The following is an 18,713-nucleotide window of genomic DNA, read 5'->3' on the forward strand; positions in this document are numbered from 1 at the left end:
CGGTGAGGAATTGTGAAGAGTTGTGGGGAGAAGGAGCCAGCTAGTGAGCTAGTCCGCTAGCCGGCTGGCCAGAGCAGCGTCGGAAGGTCCTGTTGAGGGTCCGGCTGAAGCCGGACCCACGGAAGAAAATGCTAGCGCGCGCCGTCGACCTTCAGCCTGATCCTCGCCAGGAAATCATTCGACGTCATGTACAGCGTTCGTCCGTCGTCGCCGAAGGCGCAGTTCGCAATGGCGGTGCCGGTGCGAATGCGGCCGAGGCGTTTGCCCGTTGCGTCCATGATGAGAACGCCGCCGGGTGCGGTCGCGAAGATCGTGCCGTCTCGTGTCACGCGCATGCCGTCGGGCAGGCCGGGATCCTTCGCCTTGTGCAGATCGCTGGAGTCGGCGAACACGCGCTTGCTCACGACTTCGCCGCGCTCGTTCAACGTGAACGCCATCCAGATCGGGCGATCCGGATCGGAGTTCGCAACGTACAGCGTGCGCTCATCCGGCGAGAGCGCGAGGCCGTTCGGGAAAGTCATCTCCTTGTCGATGAGATGCACGCTGCCGTCGGGATCGAGGCGATAGACGCCGTTGAAAGGCAGCTCCTTGTGCTTGGATGCGTTCAGTCCTTCGAGTCCATACGGCGGGTCGGTGAAGAAGATGACGCCGTCCTTGCGACGCGTGACATCGTTCGGACTGTTGAAGCGCTTGCCCTCGAAGCGGGTCGCGATCGGCGTCTTCTGTTTGGTCTTCACATCGAAGCGTGCGACCTGGCGATTGCCGTGATCCGCCAGCAGGATCGTGCCGGGCCCATCCGGAAACAACCCGTTGGCGCCGGGCTCGCGGAAGATGCCGGTCTCGGTGCCCGCGTAGCCGGAGGGTTTCAGGAACGTGGAGAGTCCATCCTTCTGCGACCAGCGATAGAGCGTGTTGCCCGGAACGTCCGTGAAGAGCAGGTAGCCGCCATCGGCGATCCACACCGGGCCTTCGGACCAGATGAAACCGGACGCAAGTTTCTCGATGCGCCAGTCGGCGGGCACGATCGCGTCGACTGCTGGATCGTAGCGATCGATATGACCCAGCGGAGCATTCGACGGCGTGGCGGCGGAAGTAGTCATGGCGGGGTTTCCCATGAAGAGAGTCAGCAGTGCAATGGCGGTTCGCGATCTCATCGAGAGCTCCGTGGTAGCGGGACGGGCGCGATCCGTCCGTTGCGGGCGCAGCAGGATTCGAGCGCGATCAGCCCCCCGCTGATCCCGCGCAAACATCGTTCGAATTGTCAGGGGAGGGACTGTAAACGCATCCCTCGTGCGGTGACAACGATAGACAGGGATCAGAGCGCGATTCCGGCTCCTTCGCCAGTCAGCGTGCGAGCCCCTGCACGCCGCCAGGCGCTTTGGTAGCGGCCGCTTCGCGCGTGAGGATCGTCACGTGCTGGCCGTCCTGCAGCCGTTCGACGCCGCGGATGACCACGGTATCGCCCGGGGCAATGTTGCCCCGGACCATGACCATATCGCCGTCGCTCGCATCCGCCGTGACGGCGACTCGCTGGGCCTTGCCGTCCGCGCCGACGCGCATCAGGTACTTGCCGTCCTGCCGTTCGGCAATGGCATCTCGAGGCACCACGAGTGCGTCGCCCGCCTCGCGTTCCGGCAGGCCGATCTCGATCGGCGTGCCGACGCTCAGTGCACTGTCGGCGAGGACCAGTCGCAACTCGAATTGCCGCGAGCGTTCTTCACCGACGGGAACGACCGTTCGGACGCTGGCCGGGAACTGACGTCCACCGACTCGGACCGGCAGCTCCATCGAAGGGCGCACGAGGCCGACCAATGACAGCGGCCCCTGGGCGCGAACTTCGAGATGCACGGTATCGACCAGGCGCACGATCGATGCGCCAGTCGTTACGTATTCACCGCGCTGGGCGAGGCGTTCAGTGACCACCCCCGGGAACGGAGCGCGTACCTCGGTCTGTTCGAGATCGTGTTGCGCCGCTCGCTGCCGCACCTGACCCTGCTGAAGTTGGGCGGTGAGGACGGCGAGCTGCGAGCGCACCTCGTCGAGCTGCGTCTGCGAGATCGAACTGTTGGCTAGTCCTTCGACGCGCTTGAGCTGGCGCTCGGACATCGCGCGCTGGGCTTCGATGCGAGCCACTTCGGCCTTCGCATCCTCGACCTGTAGTCGCAGCGTCTCGTCTTCGAGCTTGGCGATGCGATCGCCGGCACGGACGCGCGTGCCGACTTCGGCCACGTAGTCGAGCCGACCTGCTGCACTCGTTGCGAGCCGCGCATCGTTGCGGCTCACGACACCGCCTGGCACCCAGCGACGTGGCGCGACACGCGCGACGTTGGCCTTCGCGACTTCGACGACGACGGCGGGTGCCTCTGGTGCATCAGCCCAGGCTGTTGCTGTTGCCAGCATCGCCAGTGCCGCAGCGGTTTTCATACTCATCTGGCAATTCCTCGACATTTCAAACAGATATTGGCTGCTGGGCAGCCGCGGTCGCTGCGGCAGTTTCGCGGCGCTCATAAAAGAGCCGCAGCAAGCTCGGCAGCAGCACGATCGAGAACACCATGCTCACGATGACGCCGGCGACGTTCACGGCGGCGAGGCCCCGATAGATGGTGCTCGCGGGACCGGGATTGACGACCATCGGCAATGCGCCGAGTGCGCCGGTCAGGGTGCTCGCCACCATCGCGCGCAGCCGCTGATTGAGCGACATGCGCAATGCGGTCTCCAGATCGTGGCCGTGGTTGAGTGCATCGCGTGTGCGATCGACGAGCAGGATCGAGTGATTGACGATGATGCCGATCATCATGATGAAGCCGATCATCGTCAGCAGGTCGAGCGGCTGGAATGCGACCAGGCCGAGGGCGCGGATTCCCATGACGCCGCCGGCCAGCGCGAGCGGGACGGTGAGAACCACGATCGCTGCATCCCGCACCGACTGGAACATCGCAGCCATCAGCAGGAACAGCACGAGCAGCGCGAGCAGGAAGTTCATGCCCATCGTCGAGATGATGGTGTCGAGCCGGTCCGCGCTGCCTGCCAGGCGAATGTTTGCGTCGGCAGGCAGTTGTGCCCGCAGCGTCGGCACGATGTCGCTCTCGATCTTCGCCAGCATGTCTTCGAGCGACAGTGTCGGCGGCGGATCGATCGTCAGTGTCACAGTGCGGTTGTGATCGATGCGACGAATCTGTTCCGGCGCGAGTGCCGTTTCGAGCTGCACGACTTCACCCAGTGACACGATTTCGCCCGACGGTGTGATGAGCGGCGCCTGCGCGATGTCCTCGGGCGATTCGCCGACGTTGGCGCGCAGGATGATCGGCAGTCGGCTCTGGCCGTCGAAGTACTCTCCGAGCCACGCGCCGTCGCCGAGTGTGCGCACGATCGTGCCGAGCGAGGCGCGATCCCAGCCGACTTCAGCGATGCGTCGGTCGTTGGGCTGAGCGCGCAGTTCGAGGGTCTGTACGTCGGTGTTGGGAAACGACTGCACGTTTGCGCCTGCAAACGTGTCTTCGAGCAGCTTGCGCCCGGCATCGGCAGCCGCATTGAGCGCGGTCGAGTCGCTGCTCTGCAAATGGATGGCGACCGAGCGTGCCGAGCCGCCGACGCCGCCGAAAAGCTCACCTTCGAACGCGAATACGCGAGTGTCGGGGAAACCGACGACGATTTCGTCACGAACGATGCGTTCGAGCTCACCGATCTGGCTGTCGTCGACCACGCGCGCACCGAGCGTGCCACCGCCCGGCCACAGCAGGATGTAGTAGTTCTTGAGCTGCGGTTCCTTCTCGCCGTCCATGTACGGCTTCATGCGCTCGATGATCGTGCCGGCGATCTCGCGATCCACCGTTTCCGGGCTCATGCCTGGCGGGAAGCTGAAGAACGCATCGATGGCGGCGCGCTTCACCGGCGGCAGGTAGTCGAGCTTGGGCAGCAGGACCCATGACAGCAGCAGCGGCGCGACGAGCAGGCTGGCGACCCAGCCGAGTTGCTGCTTGCGAGTGCGCGTGTTTTCGACGACCCAATCCGTGAGCCGCGGCCAACCCGCGCCGTAACCGGAATCCTGACTGTGCGAATTCAGGAAGCGGCCTGCGGCGGCAGGCACCAGTGTCACCGCGACGATGATCGAGAACGCGACCGCGATGGAGATCGTCAGTGCGAGGTCCGCGAAGATCTGGCCTTCGACGTCTTCGAGGAACAGCACGGGCAGGAAGACGGCGATGGTCGTCGTCGTCGACGCGAAGAGCGCCGGAACGACTTGCGCGGTGCCGTCATGCGCCGCCTGGTTGATGGGCATGCCGGTTTCCTTGAGCCTGATGATGTTGCCGCAGACGACGATCGCTCCTTCGACGACCATGCCCACGGCGAACGCCAGGCCTGCGAGCGATATGACGTTGATGCTTCGGCCGGCAAGGTGCAGGACGCAAAACGTCGCGAGCAGACACACCGGAATCGTCGTCGCGATCAGCACGGTGGCGCGCTTGTCGCGCATGAACCACCACACGCACACCAGCGCGAGGATGGCGCCGACGACGAGGTTTTCGATCAGCAGGTTCACCGCACGACGGATGAAAAGCGAAGCATCGAACGACTGCTCGATGCCGAGACCACGAGCCTTGAGCGGTCCTTCGCGCAGATCGGCGACGACTTCCTTCACCTCTTCGAGCGTGCCAAGCACATTGGCGCCGGGCGCGCGGATGATGCGCAGTCCGATCGAGGGGTTGCCGTTCTGATAGGAGAAGAACTGGCGCTCGGGCGGCCGCAGTTCAACCGTAGCGACATCGGCCATGCGCACCGGCTGGCCATCGCGCCACGCGAGAACGAGCTGGCCGAGCTCTTCCGCTTCGTAGCGTCCCGTGTAACGCAACGAATACTGACGTCGGCCGACATCCAGCTGTCCAGCCGACACGTTCGTGGCGCTCGCGGCCTGGCGTGCGATGTCGTTGATGCCGATCCCGAGCGCTGCGGCGCGTGCGAGATCCACAGTGATGCGGACGTCATCGGGCGGACCGCCCTGGACCTCGATGCTGGCGACGCCGGGTACCGCTTCGATGCGTGGCTTCACTACATCTTCGATGAGACGCCGATAGCGTTCGATCGGACCCTCCGTGCCCGGCAGCAATTGCACGAAGAAGAATGAGAGCTGCTGGTTCGAATCACCCTCGGCGCCGCCGAGTTGCACGATCGGCCGATCGACATCGCGTGGCAGCGGCGGCAATCGGCTCATGCGACCGATGACGTCGACCAGCGCGGCCTTCATATCAGTCCCGATGGCGAACGTGAGAAAGACCTGGCTGCCGCCGGCGCCAGCGTTGCCGTTGATTTCCTCTACTCCCTGCAGGCCTTGCAGCACCTGTTCCTGCGGCTCGAGGAGTTCCGCCTCCACTTCCTCGGGCGAAGCGCCGCGCCAGTTCGTGAAGATGGAGATGGTGGGTCGCTCGATGTCGGGAAAGAGCTGCAGCGGCAGCTGCTTCAGGCTGAGCGCGCCGAACAGACAAACGAGGAGGACGGCAACACCGACCGCGATCGGGTTGCGTATCGATGTGGCAATGAGGCGCACGGGCAGTCTCCCTCTTCGGGCCAGTCCTGAAGGTTGCGATTTGACTGCGGTGCCGACGGCGAGTTGTGCCCCCTGCGACAGTCCGTACGTGCTGTGCGGCGAGTCGTTCGGGCTCGTGATCGGGTCGACGGGAGTAAGACGCTACGAGACGCGTAAAGGTTGGAAGAGAGGATGGAGGAAGCCAGCTAGCCGGCCAGCCATGAGCGGCTAGCCAGAGGGAGCGAGAACTGCGGACGTTCCGCAGCGCCGCAATGAGGCTTTCACAGAAGGCCCGGGATGAATCTCCAGCGGACTCTCTTCATGTACTTGCTGTAGCCGTTGCCACCCATCAGCAGGTGGCGTTCTTCTGTGATGGCGCGCAGTGCGTAGATTGCAGTCCATCCGAACAGTGCGAACAGCGAGAAGAAGAAACCACTGACATTGCCCATCTGCATCGTCATGAGCAGGCCGGGCAGAGCGCCGAGCCACCATGCGAGGTTCTTGGCTGCATATGCGGGATGTCTGACGAATGCGTACGGGCCGTGCGTGACGATTCCGCGATTCGTGAGGTTGCTCGCTTTGAATCCCAGGGCGATGGAGGCCCACGAGAAAACGGCGAGCGCCACGAGCAGCGTGATGTTGACTGCGAGATGCATCGCGGTGTTGCCGAAGAACGGAAAGTCGGCGCTTTGCCACGGCAGCCAGCGCATCGTGAAATCGTTGAACGGCGGATAGCACGCGAGGCAGATGAACCAGCCGAAGAATGTCGGGTCGACCGAACGGATACGGTTGCGCAGCGCCGGCAGCTCGATGAGATAGCCGAGCGTGAACAGCAGGGTGTCGATGAAGAGGATCAGCTGGAACGCGGCCCAGAAGAGCGTGCTGTCGAAGAGCATGCGTCCCCAAGTGCCTTCGCGAATCTGATCGAACACGTGGATCAGTGAAGCGGCCAGGTCGCCCGCGTGACCGAGACACCAGTTGATCATGAGCGGCGCGAAGAAGAACTTCAGCAGCAGGGCAAGCCCGGCTTGTTTGATCGAGCGCGTCAATGTCCGCTTCAGGGGAAGCTGCATCGGATCAGCTGGGGGCGCCGTCGTTCGCGAGCGCGGATGCACGACCAGCAGCCAGATCCCTCGCAGAAAGACCAGGCTCTTCGAATGCATCCATGGATAGGCGGCGTAGTAGGGGATCAGCGCCAGTGCGTAGAAAACAAGCAGACCGACGAACACGGCGTGGACGGTGATGACGACGTCGATGCCGAACATGCCGAGTTGCCATTGGCTCTGCAGCATGCCGCGATGGAAGTTGCTGACCCGTGTCACCATCCAGTACGACAGGCCGATGAACACGAGTGTCGACAGGTAGTTCGCAATGAAGCGCCGTGCGAGGAACGTGGTACGCGTCGATGCTGAGAACGGAATATCCGAGCTCACGGTACTCATGGCTGGCTCCGGGGTGTCAGGCGGACGATGCGTTCGCCGACAGCGACGAGTTCGCCAGTGCGATTGGCGGCGATGCTCGTGAAGTTTCGTGTCGTGTGGGTGTTCAGCGGCGCCCACGTGAGTCCGCCGTCCGTCGATCGCAGGATGACGCCCTGGCGGCCCGCGATCAGAAGATTGTTCGTGCGTGGCTCGATCAGGTCCTTGCGGAGTTCGACACTCACGCCGCTCGACATGCGTTGCCATCGCTGCCCGTCGATCGAGCGCACGATGACGCCGTTACCTCCGAAGCAGATCAGTGCCCCGGAACGCGGATCGCGCAGCATCCGCCGCAATGGCTGGGTCGTGTCACTGTCGACGCGTGACCATGTCGTGCCTCTATCGGTTGACCGCAGCAGCGTTCCGCCATGGCCCATCAAGTACAGCGTTCCTCGCGAGTCATCGGCGAAGGCGCCGAACAAGTCCTGCTTTGTCGCTGCGTCGACGCGATGCCAATGCTTGCCGGAGTCGTTGCTGCGGGCGACGGTGCCCGCTTTTCCCGCGACGATCATCATGCCGTCGTGTTCGAGCACGGCGCCTTGCCAGAATTCTCCATCGGTGGGGACATCGACCTGGTCCCATTCATTCGAGTCCCTGCGAGCGACACGCATGGCGCCATGCGCTTCGACCGTCACGATTGCGCTGCGATGCGTGTCGACGATTACAGCCGGGAACGCGCGCCCGTCTTCGATTGGAGTCCAGTGCTGCAAGGACCAGTTCTCGCCAGTCGCGTCGGAACGCAGGATCGCGCCAGGCGGTCCCGCTGCGATCAGTCCGTCTTCTGTTGCAACGAGTGCGCGCAGGTCAGGCGGCGTTTGCGGATTCGGATAACGAGTCGGCAGTTCGCGCCAGGTCCCGCCGTCGGCAGAACGCAGGAGGGTTCCGAGCTGCCCTGTGGCGACAAAGGCGCTCGCTCGCGGTGTGGTCGTGATCTCCCGCAGATAGAAGTCGAGATTCGGTCGCAGTGTCGTCCAGCTTGCGCCGGAAGTCGTGGAGGCGAGCAGCTGACCGCCGTTGCCGAACGCGACGAGCTCGTCGGATGCGGTCTCGATGAGACCATCGATATTCCCACCGACGCCCGGTGATCCCTGCGTCCAATGCACGCCGCCGTCGGTCGATCTCGCGACGAGACCCCCGTGACCGACAGCGATGAGCGACTTGCCGCGGCGATCGTAGCGAACGGCACTGAGATACCGTGATGAGCCATCGACGGCGATCACATCTGATTTCCACGTCTCACCGCCGTCCGGCGACCGAAGCACGGTTCCGTCGTGCCCGATCAGGACTGTGCTTCGATGCCCGCCGTCGAACGCGCTGTCCGTGAAGAATGCGCGGGTCTGCGACTGCAGGAGATCCCAGCTCTTCGCGTCATCGGTCGAGGTGAGGAATCGTCCGAGCGCGCTGGTTGCGAGCAGCAATCGATCATGACGATGAAAGCCAGAGATCGGCGTGCGCGGCTCAGACATGGCAATCCACGTGAGCTGCCAGCTTGCGCCGCCATCGCGCGACGATCCGACCAGGCCGTTCTCGCCGCCGATCAGCAGGAGATCGGTCGCGGGGTCCACGAAGAGCGCAAGGAGTGTGGTGCCGAGATTCGACTGAACCAGTTGCCAGGATGCGCCATCGTCGGTCGAGCGCAGGATTTTCCCCTGCGTGCCCGCCGCGATCCATGCATTCCTCGATGACTGGTGGACGACAGCTTTCAGATCGGCGCTCAACGCATCGCTGTTGGTCGCTTGCCATCGGCGACCACCGTCGGTCGAGCGAATGATTGTTCCCTTCGCGCCGACGGCAACGATCACCTTGCCCGTTGGGTCAGCCGCCGCGTGCGCGAGATCCGCGGTAATGGACGTCAGCGCATGCGTCCAGCCGCGGCCGTCGGTCGATAGCAGAACCGTGCCGTCCGTACCCCATACGAGATGCGTGGTCGCAACATGCAGTCCGCCGGTGAGCTCCGGGTTGATGACCTGGGCTGTGTATTCGGGCGGCGCAACGGCGTCTTGCGAAGTGCCCTTGCTCGGAGCCGCGGTCGCGTGAGCGGCGAGCGTCAACCCAATGATCGACAACGCCAGACGGGACGCCATGTCAGCCTCCTGCCATCGAGCGGAGCTTGGCAAGCTCGGCTTCGAACTCGCTCGATTCGTAGTTGCGGAGGAGGGCGTACTGCTCGTCATCGAAAAGATACTGGCGAACTTCTTCGAGATAGCTGTTCTTGTATTCCTCCAGCGCGCGGCTGATGCCGGCGATTGCCTGCTGCTTTTCCGCAGGGCTCAGATCCGGGTTCAGAACACCGGAGTCGAACAGCACCTGGCGGAAGTAGCGCTTGTAGTTGAGCTTCGTGAGCAGGATCGCGCGGCGATCGGCCGGGCTCAATGGTGCTACGTTGCTGATGCCGGCGGCGTAGTCGCCGAGTTGATACTGCTCGATATCCGAATCCTTCAGCAGTTCATAGGCTGCGTAGTCGGTCGGATGCAGCAAGGCTCGTATCTGGCCATCCGCTTCAACCACTCTCGCCTGGAGATCGGGAATCGTGCGTCGAACGGGATCGTCGTGGCTCTGGCGCGCCGTGTTCAGGTGAACCGCGATGCGTTCACGCTCCAACAAGGCATCGAGCAGCAGACGCTCGTCGACGGGTTTCTCGAACATGCCTGTCAGCAGGAACTGGTATTTCTCCGATGCATAAGGCGCGAGCGCATCGTCCGCCGACGTGACGACACGCGACGATTGCGGTTCGACGAACGGGTCCGCGGCGATTTTCCGATCGGCGACTGCCGGTGATCGGGCCGGTGGCGGCAGGATTCTCGATGCTATCTGCTCGCGATCACCGACGACCCACCAGCTCCCTGTGGCCGCAATGACGATGGCGGCAGCGATTGCTCCATACGTGGTCCGCATGAGCTGTTCTCCGGAATGAAAGCGCCGGGGGCATTGCTGCCCCCGGCAAACCATCGCAAGAGATCTTCAGTAGCTGGTGTTGCCCGACCCTGTGCAGCTCGCCCAGGAACCGATGCACATCGTTCCCGAATTGCGCAGACGGCTGTTGGTGAGGCGCGCCACGCTGCTCGAGCTGTCGGTGCGGAAGATGCCTTCGCCCATGTTGGAGATCTGGCAGCGATCCGCGTTGACGGTGATCTTGAACGTCGTGCCGCCGTTCTGGCGCAGGAACTTGCCCATGCCGTCGACGATGCAGTTCGAGATGTTGAGGGTCGATGCCGCGTTGATCTGCGCGAACTTGTCTTCGCCGCTCACGCCAGTTACGCCGGTGATGTTCACCGTGCCGGAAGACTTGATCGTGAACGCGTCTTCGCCGACGTTGGTCCAGCGGAAATTCTCCAGGTTGCCGCCGTTGTAGAAGTGCACGCCGTCGACGCCGTTGTTGCCGAGGATGGCATTGCGCAACGTCGCGCCGTTCTCCACGCGGAACGCCGGATCCTGGCCCTCGTCCTGGTCGCCCGAGCCGAGATCGGACGTCGGGTTGTACGTGCGGCAACCGCCGTCGTACGTCCCGCTCGTCACCCGGATCGTCGAGGACACGCTCACGCTGCCGGTCGAGGAGCAGGTCGCGCCGGTGATGCCTCCACCGCCGCCGCTGCTGCTGCTGCTGCTGCTTCCACCGGAAGGTGTGGCTGACGCGGCGTTCGAGTTGGTGGCGACACCATCCGTCGTGTTCTTGATCCAGAACCAGTACGTCGTGCCGTTCGAGAGCCCGGTAGCCGTGTAGCTCCTGGCGCCGCTCGAAACGCTCGCGATGCGCACGCGGCCGTTCGGATCGGAATCGGTGTCGAAGTACACCTCCTGCGATCCTGCGGTCACGCCGCTCAGGCTCCATGACAGTGCAGCCTGGGCATTGCCGCCACTAGCCGTCAGGCTGATGGAGCCGCTGCCGCCGCCAGAAGAGCTGGAGCTCGAGCTCGACGACGAAGTGCCCGAGTACGAGCAGTACCGCGGGCTGCCGACGCTGATCGATGGGAACAGCGACGCCGAGCAGGTGATGGGTCCCGTCAACGTCGCGTACACGAAGGTGCCTGATTTCCCGTAGGCGACCGAGCGCGTGCCACTGAACGAACACGTTTCCCCGTCCTTGGCGCACTTCGTATACCCGGATGGGTAGTCGGTGGCGCCGTACGCTGTGGCGGCTGCGGCAATCAGCAGACCGCCGAACAACATTCTTCGAAACATATCGACCTCCATTTGCTTTCCTGCATCGAGACGCGGCGGGCCGATGCAACGCTTGCCCGGCCGTGGACGCGCTCCCCCTAGACAAACCTGAAAAGTCGCTGTCTCGCGAGACAAGTCAGAATGCGACAATTCGGGCCGTGACACCGGTGGCAAATTTCATCGCCGAAGCCTGACACCGGTGTCACGGACGCTAACAACAGCTTTCGAAGAAACGCAATGCGTGTCCCACTTAGGAAAAAATCGGCACGCCGATTCCGCTGCGATGGTTTCTGAAATTCGCCGGCCATCTCATTGACAAGGCAACGATCTGGAGCGCGTCGGGTTTCGTTGCATCGATGCAAGGCGAATCGGCAATTGCCGTTTCTCCGCCGCGCCGAGTCGATCCGTGCGCAGCGGATGCGCAAACGATCGTGCGCTGGAGGCTCGTCGCCGACGTCCAGCGGACAGCAGGCCGATCTCGCCGCGAGCCGTCGTCGACGGCTTGGAGGAGCGTCAAGAATCGCCAAAAATGTCCTCGAACAGACAGGACTGGCGTGGCTTGAGACAAAGAGGGTTTCTGGTAGCCCGCGAAGCGTGAACGGGCGCGTCGCCTTTGCCGCGGGCTTCGGCTATCGTTCTGCGCGCGAAAGCGTCGTGACTGCACTCCCCGAGAAGACACGCAGCATGACGATCGCGTAATCCTGTGCCGTGACGACTTCGCTGGGTGTGCAGCGTCGAAGGATCCTGCTTGACCGATTACACCGTGACATCCGCGGAGAAGCGCCTGATTCTGACGGCGCTGGCCGTGGTGCTGCTGCTGAGCGCGCTCGATCAGACCATCGTGTCGACCGCGATGCCGCGGATCATCGAGCAGCTGCAGGGCATGGGAATGTATGCCTGGGTCACGACGGCCTACCTGCTGACGTCGACCGTGGCCGTTCCGATCTATGGAAAGCTCAGTGACCTGTACGGCCGCAAGCCGATTCTGATCACCGGCGTAGTGCTGTTCCTCGTCGGCTCCGCGCTTTGCGGCCTGAGCGGGGAGTTCGGCGATCTGCCGCTCCTTGGGGGCGGAATGATGCAGCTGATCGTGTTCCGGGCCATCCAGGGACTGGGGGGCGGCGCGCTCATGTCGATGACGTTCGCCATCATCGCGGACCTGTTCCCTCCTCGTGAGCGCGGCCGGTTGTTCGGCGTCTTCGGGTCGGTGTTCGGCCTGGCGACCGTGATCGGACCGTTCATCGGCGGCTTCTTCACCGACCACGGCACCGTCACGCTGCTGAATCACGAAGTGGCCGGCTGGCGCTGGGTCTTCTATGTGAACCTGCCGCTCGGGCTGGTTTCGCTGTTCATGATTCTCTACCGCATGCCGAATCTGCGAGTCGGCAAGGGCGGGCGAGTCGACTACGTCGGCGCATTGCTGGTCGTGCTCACATTCACACCGCTCCTGCTGGCTTTGACGCTCGGTGGAACGTCGTATCCCTGGGGATCGCCGCGTATCGTCGGGCTCTTCGCGCTGAGCGCCCTGTCGTTCGTCATCTTTCTGTGGGTCGAAGGCCGGACGAAGGACGCGATCCTGCCGCTGCACCTGTTCCGCATCAAAACGTTTCGCATCGCCGTACTCGCTTCGTTCGTCGTCAGCATGGCGTTTCTCGGTGTCGTGATGTTCATGCCGCTCTACATGCAGGTCGTGCAGGGCATCAACGCGACGCAGAGCGGCGTCGCACTGCTGCCGATGATGGCGGGCATGATCCTCAGCAGCACGATCTGCGGACGAATGGTGACGCGCACGGGGCGCTACAAGCTCTTCATGGTCGGCGGCGGCATCCTGCTGGCGGTCGGTGTGCTGGTTCTCAGCGGCATCGGGCCGGATACAACCGCACGGGACCTCGGATGGCGACTCGCGATCACCGGTATCGGATTGGGACCGGCGCAGAGCCTGTTCAGCCTGGTGATCCAGAACGCCGTTCCGATGACGCAACTCGGCGTCGCGTCGAGCATGAGTCAGTTCAGCCGCCAGATCGGCTCCACGGTCGGTGTGGCCATCTTCGGCACGTTCCTTACGCACAGCCTCACGATGGAGCTGCCGAAGCACGTGCCGCTGATGCCCGGCATGTCGGCCCATGAGATCGACCTGAGTCACGCGCAGAGTCAGGCAATGAGCGGCGATCGAATTCGCGCCAATGTCGACGCGGCGCTCGAGAAGCGGTTCGCTGTGATCGAGCGGGCTTACGCGGAAGACGAGACGGCAATCGCCGATGTGCTTTCAGATCCAAGGTTGCCCGACGCCGTGAAAGCGCCTCTGCGCAACGGGGGCATCCGGGCGAAAGTGCGCGAGCAACTCGAGAAGCGGGCGTCGCGAGTCGAGGCTGGACTGCGTGAAGGCCTCGCTGGTCGCGAGGCGTTGCTCGCCGATCCGGATCTGTCGCCGAAGCTGAAGCAGCAGCTTGCGAACCTTCCGGAGCGCGCACTGCGCAATCACGAGTCGCTGGAAGGCGTGCTGCCGCTGTTTCGCAGGTCGATCCTTGCCCAGGAAGATGCGCGCGTCGCTGCAGTGTCCGCACAAGCGCTGGCAGCGATCAAAGCCGGGATGGTTCAGTACGCGGAGAGACTGACTGGCGAGGTCAGTCACGGAATCAAGGAAGCGTTCTCCGATTCGATCACGCACATGCTGAGCCGGGCGCTATGGATCGTGCTGCTCGGCGTGCTGATCGTCGCATTCATTCCTGAACTGCCGCTGCGCTCGCACCAGCCGGCGAAAGAGACGTGATCGTCAGCTGTAAAGCAAATACGCGGCGCGCTCCTCGCGCCATGCATTCTCGTCGCTGATCGTTGCTGCATCCAGATCGGCGGGTGCTGCATTCGGGTCGTCGACCCATTCGCGAAGCAGCGCGCTGCCGTTGATCACGTCGATCGCAAGGCGATCTTTCTCGTACTCGTAATGGAAGTCGCGCCAGAGCGGATACTGCGGATACAGCCGCCGGATCGCCTTGAACGCAAGCGTCTGCAATCGCCACGGCCGGAATGCTTCGTGAGCGTAACTGCCGTCTTCGACATGAATGTGGAGTCCCGCGCACAACTTGCCGACGTGTTTGTGGAACGTCGGCTCGAACGAGCAGGGCCGAAGCCGGCAGCCCTCCAGCCATTGCGGCGCGAGACGATGCATCTCCGCGAGCACGGCATTGATATCCAGATCGGGCGCGCCGAAGAGTTCGAGCGGCCGAGTCGTGCCGCGACCTTCCGACAGCGTCGTTCCTTCGAGCATCACTGTGCCCGCGTAGCAACGGGCCATCCACAGATTCGGTGCATTCGGGCTCGGATTGACCCACGTGCGCTCGCCGAGCGGCCAGCCATATCCGGGTCCCAGAGCCGGTTGCCATTCACGCATCGTGATGACCTTGTAGTCGACATCGAGCTTCAGCGTCGTCACGAACCACTGTGCGAGCTCGCCGAGGGTGAGGCCGTGCCGCATCGGCATCGGTCCGGCGCCAACGAAGCTTTCCCAGCCGGCGCGAAGACGGAAGCCTTCGATCGGCCGACCGACGGGATTCGGCCGGTCAAGAATCCACACGGACTTGCGATGCAGTGCGGCGGCTTCGAGCACGTAGCGCAGCGTCGTGACGAACGTGTAGATGCGGCAGCCGAGGTCCTGAAGGTCCACGAGCATCACATCGAACGTGTCCATCATCGCCGGCGTCGGTCGTCGCACTTCGCCGTAGAGACTGAACACGGGAACGCCGTGGATCGGGTCGGTGAAGTCGGGCGACTCCATCATGTTGTCCTGTTTGTCGCCGCGCAGCCCGTGTTGCGGGCCGAACGCCGCGGAGAGCTTCAGGTCGCGGATTGCCGCCAGGGCATCCAGCGAATGGGTCAGATCCTGTGTGACCGATGCGGGGTGAGCGAGCAAAGCGATGCGCTGTCCCTTGAGAGGGTCGCGCAACTGGGCTTCAGTGAGCAGACGATCGATGCCGAAGAGCATGGGATGTAGGTGCCGATGAACGATTGAAGAAGGATAGCAGTCTAGGCCTGTCGCGATGCTGCAAGGACTGCGGCGAAACCGGCTGCGTGATGGAAATCCGGTTTGCCTTCGGCGTGACGCAACGCCCAGTAGCAGATGCGCCCGTCCTGGTCTTCGAGCACTGCCGACACGGCAATCTGCAGGGGGCTGCCCGGACAATCAGAAGCCCCCGCGCTTGCGCTCACGGTCAATCGATCGTCGCGTCGCTCACAGGCAATCCGCGGCGGCTGCCCGAGTTCGAGTTCGACCATCCCGGAGCGATAGCGCTCGAATCGATAGGCCGCCCACGCTCCCGAGGGCGAGAAATTGAACTCGTCGTAGATGTCCGAGCCCGGGCTGCGCACGAAGATTTCGTAGCAGGTGTGGCGCCAGAGCCCGTCGGTCCGGACGGGTTCCGTTGTCGGTGGAATTCTCAGGCGTGCGATATCGCCGCGTGTCTCGTACACACAACGCAGTGCGCCATCGGTGTCGCGATCGACGCGTGCCGTCACTTCCATGACGAAAGAACAGGGCGTCGACGGATGCGGTTGCAGAGCGAAGATTGGCATGGCTGCGCAGATTTCGGGGTGCGAGGAGCCTGGAAGTTTCCGGCAGTATCCCACTGGCGCGGCTGCGGGAGAACTTTCCGCTGAGATTTCTCCCGCCGCCGCCGATCGATGCATACATTCACGGCATCGTTAGCGCTCACGAGGCGTGCAGTCAAAAGTCTTATCGCCAATTTTCCGCGTGCGGCGTATTAAACCTGCCACGCCCGTCTCGCATTCAAGAAAGCCGTTCCATGGCACGAGAGCGGGCGCCGGCATCGGGGTGCCGTCTCTTCCGGGGGCAAGGAGCGCGTAAGCGCATGACTCAAGTCATAGCCGGGGAATCGCAGGTTCCCGACAGGCATGGAGGTTCGTCATGAAGTTCTCGTTGAGATCTGCTTTCGCTTGTGCGGCCGCCGCATCCGCGGTGTTCGCGTTCTCCGTCGGGACTGCACTGGCGCAGTCGACGGACGGTCCACCGCAACGCGTGATCGTCAAGTGGCGAGGGGCGGGCATAGCTGCTCAGTCCACGACGGCGTCGCGGGTCGTTACTGATGCCGAGGCGAGGATCGGCGTAGCGACGACGTCGCTGCGTACGACCGCGACCGGTGCCGAAGTGCGTCGACTCTCGCGGCGCGTAACGCAGCAGGAGCTGAACGATCTGGTCACGACGCTGCGGGCCGATCCCAGTGTCGAGTACGCCGAAGAAGACCGGATGATGAAGCGGCTGCTCACGCCGAACGATTCGCGATACGCCGAGCAGTGGCACTACTACGAAGCGAATGGCGGTCTCAATCTGCCGCCCGCCTGGGACATCACGACCGGCGCGGGCATTACGGTCGCGGTGCTCGATACGGGCTATCGACCGCACGCCGATCTCGTCGCCAACATCGTGGGCGGCTACGACTTCATCAGCGATTCATTCGTCGGCAACGACGGCAATGCGCGCGACACCGATGCTCAGGACCCGGGTGACTGGTACACGGCAGGGCAATGTCCTCCCGACCCTGGCGCGTCCGACTCGAGCTGGCACGGAACGCATGTCGCCGGCACGGTCGCGGCAGTGAGCAACAACGGATCCGGTGTTGCTGGCGTCGCCTTCGGTGCTCGGGTCTTGCCGCTGCGAGTCCTGGGCCGCTGCGGCGGCTATACGTCCGACATCGCTGACGCGATCGTCTGGGCGTCCGGCGGCGCGGTGAGCGGCGTGCCGGCGAACTCGAACGTTGCCCGCGTCATCAGCATGTCGCTCGGCGGGCAGGGCTCTTGCGACACGACGACACAGAACGCGATCAACTCGGCCCGCTCGCGCGGTTCGGTGGTCGTCGTCGCCGCGGGCAACGAGCAGCAGAACGCTGCCAACGTCAGTCCCGCCAGCTGCTCGGGCGTGATCACCGTTGCATCGGTGAACCGAAACGGCGGTCGTGCCTGGTACTCCAACTTCGGTGCGGTGGTCGATGTCGCCGCGCCGGGTGGCGATACGACGGTTACAGCGAACGGCGTGCTGTCGACATTGAACAGCGGCGCGACGACGCCCGGCAGCGATAACTACGAGTTCTACCAGGGCACGTCGATGGCGACACCGCATGTCGCAGGTGTCGTTGCGCTCATGCTGTCGCGCAACGGTGCGCTGACGCCCGACGAAGTCGAGACTCGCCTGCGCAGTTCGACACGAGCGTTCCCCGCTTCATGCAGTCAGTGCGGTACCGGGATCGTCGATGCGCTTGCTGCGGTCAATGCTGCAACAGGCGGCGGAGGTGGCGGCGGCTCCGAACTGCAAAACGGCGTGGCAGTGAGCAATCTCTCCGGAGGGACCGGCGCGGAACTGCGCTACACGATGAATGTACCCGCCGGCGCGACCAATCTGCAGTTCCAGATCTCGGGCGGCACCGGCGATGCGGATCTTTACGTGCGATTCGGTTCGGCGCCGACGACGTCGACGTATGACTGCCGTCCGTACCTGGGTGGCAACAGCGAAACGTGCACGATCGCAGCGCCGCAGACCGGCACGTATCACGTCATGGTCCGCGGGTATTCGAGCTTCTCCGGTCTCACGCTTCGCGGAAGCTATTCGACAGGCGGCTCGGGGTGCGCCGCGGGGTTCACCAGCTACACGGGCAGCCTGAGCAGCGGTGGTTCGGCATACCTGCCGACGTCCGCCGGATTCTCCGCCGTCGCCGGACTGCATTCCGGGCGGCTGACTGGTCCGGGCGGCGCGGACTTTGATCTTTTCCTGCAGCGCCGCAGCGGCAGCAGCTGGGTCGTTGCAGCGCGGTCAGAAGGGTCGACGTCGACCGAAAGCATCGACTACAACGGCGCAGCCAATACGTACCGCTGGCGAGTGCTGGCGTACAGCGGCAGCGGCTCGTACCGTCTGTGCGTGAAGACACCGTAATGGTGATGAAGCGGCGCGTTTCTCGACGCGCCGCTTCCCCGCTCTGTAAACTGCCGGTGCCGGAATGCTTGACACCCGCGCTCGACGTCACAATTCCGGCAACTGGTTTTCCTTGTTCTTGCCCGGCAAAGTATGCTGGATCGCGTGGAGGCCCCTATCGCGGAAACGGCCGACGCAACAGGGATTCGTTCGCCACCGACTGCGATGCCTTTCAAGTACACCATTCATCCCGAACTCAATCTCATCCGCCAGACCCTCTGGGGGCGAGTCACTGCCGCCGAGTTGCGCGACCTCGCGTCGTCAATGTGGGCCGATCCGGCCTACCGCAAGAAGCTCAATATCCTGGCGGATCTGCGCACGGCCGAAGTCGACATTCCGTACGACGACATGATGGAGTACACCCGGTTCCTGAGCGGCAACAGCGATATCGGCCGCCAGGCGATCGTGGTGGGTCGTTCGCTCGAGTTCGGCATGGCGCGCATGTATGAGCAGCTCACCGAGAACAACGTGTCGCGTTCGGGCCTGCGGGTGTTCTTCGAAATCGAAGAGGCGGAGCGCTGGCTGACGCGCGAGGATCTCCCGGGCCTGTCTTGACGCTTCCGAGTATGGGATTCTTGCGCCG

General features: G+C 63.5%; 13 protein-coding genes. 4 read left to right on the forward strand and 9 right to left on the reverse strand.

What is annotated here, in order from left to right:
• Positions 1 to 131: 131 nt before the first annotated feature.
• The 7 genes from HNQ60_RS17830 to HNQ60_RS17860 form a co-directional block, all read right to left on the reverse strand.
• The gene (locus tag HNQ60_RS17830; RefSeq protein ID WP_407676452.1) at positions 132 to 1,154 is read right to left on the reverse strand and encodes an SMP-30/gluconolactonase/LRE family protein; all 1,023 of its coding nucleotides are present in this window, start codon (positions 1,152 to 1,154) and stop codon (positions 132 to 134) included.
• A 190-nt stretch (positions 1,155 to 1,344) separates the two neighbouring features.
• The gene (locus HNQ60_RS17835) at positions 1,345 to 2,430 is read right to left on the reverse strand and encodes an efflux RND transporter periplasmic adaptor subunit (RefSeq protein WP_184334122.1); all 1,086 of its coding nucleotides are present in this window, start codon (positions 2,428 to 2,430) and stop codon (positions 1,345 to 1,347) included.
• 19 nt (positions 2,431 to 2,449) lie between these two features.
• On the reverse strand, positions 2,450 to 5,542 hold the full coding sequence (locus HNQ60_RS17840; protein WP_184334123.1) for an efflux RND transporter permease subunit: 3,093 nt from the start codon (positions 5,540 to 5,542) through the stop codon (positions 2,450 to 2,452).
• A gap of 260 nt (positions 5,543 to 5,802) precedes the next feature.
• Positions 5,803 to 6,963, reverse strand: coding sequence for a methyltransferase family protein (locus HNQ60_RS17845; RefSeq protein WP_184334124.1), 1,161 nt, complete (start codon positions 6,961 to 6,963; stop codon positions 5,803 to 5,805).
• Positions 6,960 to 9,083: a WD40/YVTN/BNR-like repeat-containing protein gene (locus HNQ60_RS17850; protein ID WP_184334125.1), complete on the reverse strand. Its 2,124-nt coding sequence runs from the start codon at positions 9,081 to 9,083 to the stop codon at positions 6,960 to 6,962. Before HNQ60_RS17850 ends, HNQ60_RS17845 begins: the two co-directional genes overlap by 4 nt.
• Before the next feature lies 1 nt (position 9,084).
• Positions 9,085 to 9,894 (reverse strand): hypothetical protein, encoded by an 810-nt coding sequence (locus tag HNQ60_RS17855; RefSeq protein WP_184334126.1) that lies wholly within the window; start codon positions 9,892 to 9,894, stop codon positions 9,085 to 9,087.
• 66 nt (positions 9,895 to 9,960) lie between these two features.
• Positions 9,961 to 10,812, reverse strand: a complete 852-nt coding sequence (locus HNQ60_RS17860; RefSeq protein WP_184334127.1) for a pectate lyase — start codon at positions 10,810 to 10,812, stop codon at positions 9,961 to 9,963.
• A 34-nt stretch (positions 10,813 to 10,846) separates the two neighbouring features.
• Between HNQ60_RS17860 and HNQ60_RS17865 the strand changes: the two genes are divergently transcribed.
• Positions 10,847 to 11,038: a hypothetical protein gene (locus tag HNQ60_RS17865; protein ID WP_184334128.1), complete on the forward strand. Its 192-nt coding sequence runs from the start codon at positions 10,847 to 10,849 to the stop codon at positions 11,036 to 11,038.
• A gap of 867 nt (positions 11,039 to 11,905) precedes the next feature.
• Complete coding sequence (locus tag HNQ60_RS17870; RefSeq protein WP_184334129.1) at positions 11,906 to 13,927, forward strand: MDR family MFS transporter; 2,022 nt, start codon at positions 11,906 to 11,908, stop codon at positions 13,925 to 13,927.
• A gap of 3 nt (positions 13,928 to 13,930) precedes the next feature.
• Here HNQ60_RS17870 and HNQ60_RS17875 read toward each other — a convergent pair whose 3' ends face one another.
• Positions 13,931 to 15,136, reverse strand: a complete 1,206-nt coding sequence (locus HNQ60_RS17875; RefSeq protein WP_184334130.1) for an exo-beta-N-acetylmuramidase NamZ family protein — start codon at positions 15,134 to 15,136, stop codon at positions 13,931 to 13,933.
• Between the two features lie 41 nt (positions 15,137 to 15,177).
• On the reverse strand, positions 15,178 to 15,723 hold the full coding sequence (locus tag HNQ60_RS17880) for a DOMON-like domain-containing protein (RefSeq protein WP_184334131.1): 546 nt from the start codon (positions 15,721 to 15,723) through the stop codon (positions 15,178 to 15,180).
• Between the two features lie 352 nt (positions 15,724 to 16,075).
• Between HNQ60_RS17880 and HNQ60_RS27935 the strand changes: the two genes are divergently transcribed.
• Both HNQ60_RS27935 and HNQ60_RS17890 read left to right on the forward strand, forming a co-directional pair.
• On the forward strand, positions 16,076 to 18,091 hold the full coding sequence (locus HNQ60_RS27935; RefSeq protein ID WP_184334132.1) for a S8 family peptidase: 2,016 nt from the start codon (positions 16,076 to 16,078) through the stop codon (positions 18,089 to 18,091).
• Positions 18,092 to 18,235: 144 nt separating this feature from the next.
• On the forward strand, positions 18,236 to 18,685 hold the full coding sequence (locus tag HNQ60_RS17890) for a hypothetical protein (RefSeq protein ID WP_221304269.1): 450 nt from the start codon (positions 18,236 to 18,238) through the stop codon (positions 18,683 to 18,685).
• The last annotated feature ends 28 nt before the right edge of the window (positions 18,686 to 18,713 follow it).

Source organism: Povalibacter uvarum (assembly GCF_014202975.1).
Lineage (GTDB): Bacteria > Pseudomonadota > Gammaproteobacteria > Steroidobacterales > Steroidobacteraceae > Steroidobacter > Steroidobacter uvarum.

Excerpts from the sequence above, each read along its gene's own strand:
- HNQ60_RS17855 (WP_184334126.1), bottom strand. The coding sequence starts at position 9,894 with ATGCGGACCACGTATGGAGCAATCGCTGCCGCCATCGTCATTGCGGCC.
- HNQ60_RS17830 (WP_407676452.1), bottom strand. The coding sequence starts at position 1,154 with ATGAGATCGCGAACCGCCATTGCACTGCTGACTCTCTTCATGGGAAAC.
- HNQ60_RS27935 (WP_184334132.1), top strand. The coding sequence starts at position 16,076 with ATGAAGTTCTCGTTGAGATCTGCTTTCGCTTGTGCGGCCGCCGCATCC.
- HNQ60_RS17875 (WP_184334130.1), bottom strand. The coding sequence starts at position 15,136 with ATGCTCTTCGGCATCGATCGTCTGCTCACTGAAGCCCAGTTGCGCGAC.
- HNQ60_RS17880 (WP_184334131.1), bottom strand. The coding sequence starts at position 15,723 with ATGCCAATCTTCGCTCTGCAACCGCATCCGTCGACGCCCTGTTCTTTC.
- HNQ60_RS17850 (WP_184334125.1), bottom strand. The coding sequence starts at position 9,083 with ATGGCGTCCCGTCTGGCGTTGTCGATCATTGGGTTGACGCTCGCCGCT.
- HNQ60_RS17835 (WP_184334122.1), bottom strand. The coding sequence starts at position 2,430 with ATGAGTATGAAAACCGCTGCGGCACTGGCGATGCTGGCAACAGCAACA.
- HNQ60_RS17845 (WP_184334124.1), bottom strand. The coding sequence starts at position 6,963 with ATGAGTACCGTGAGCTCGGATATTCCGTTCTCAGCATCGACGCGTACC.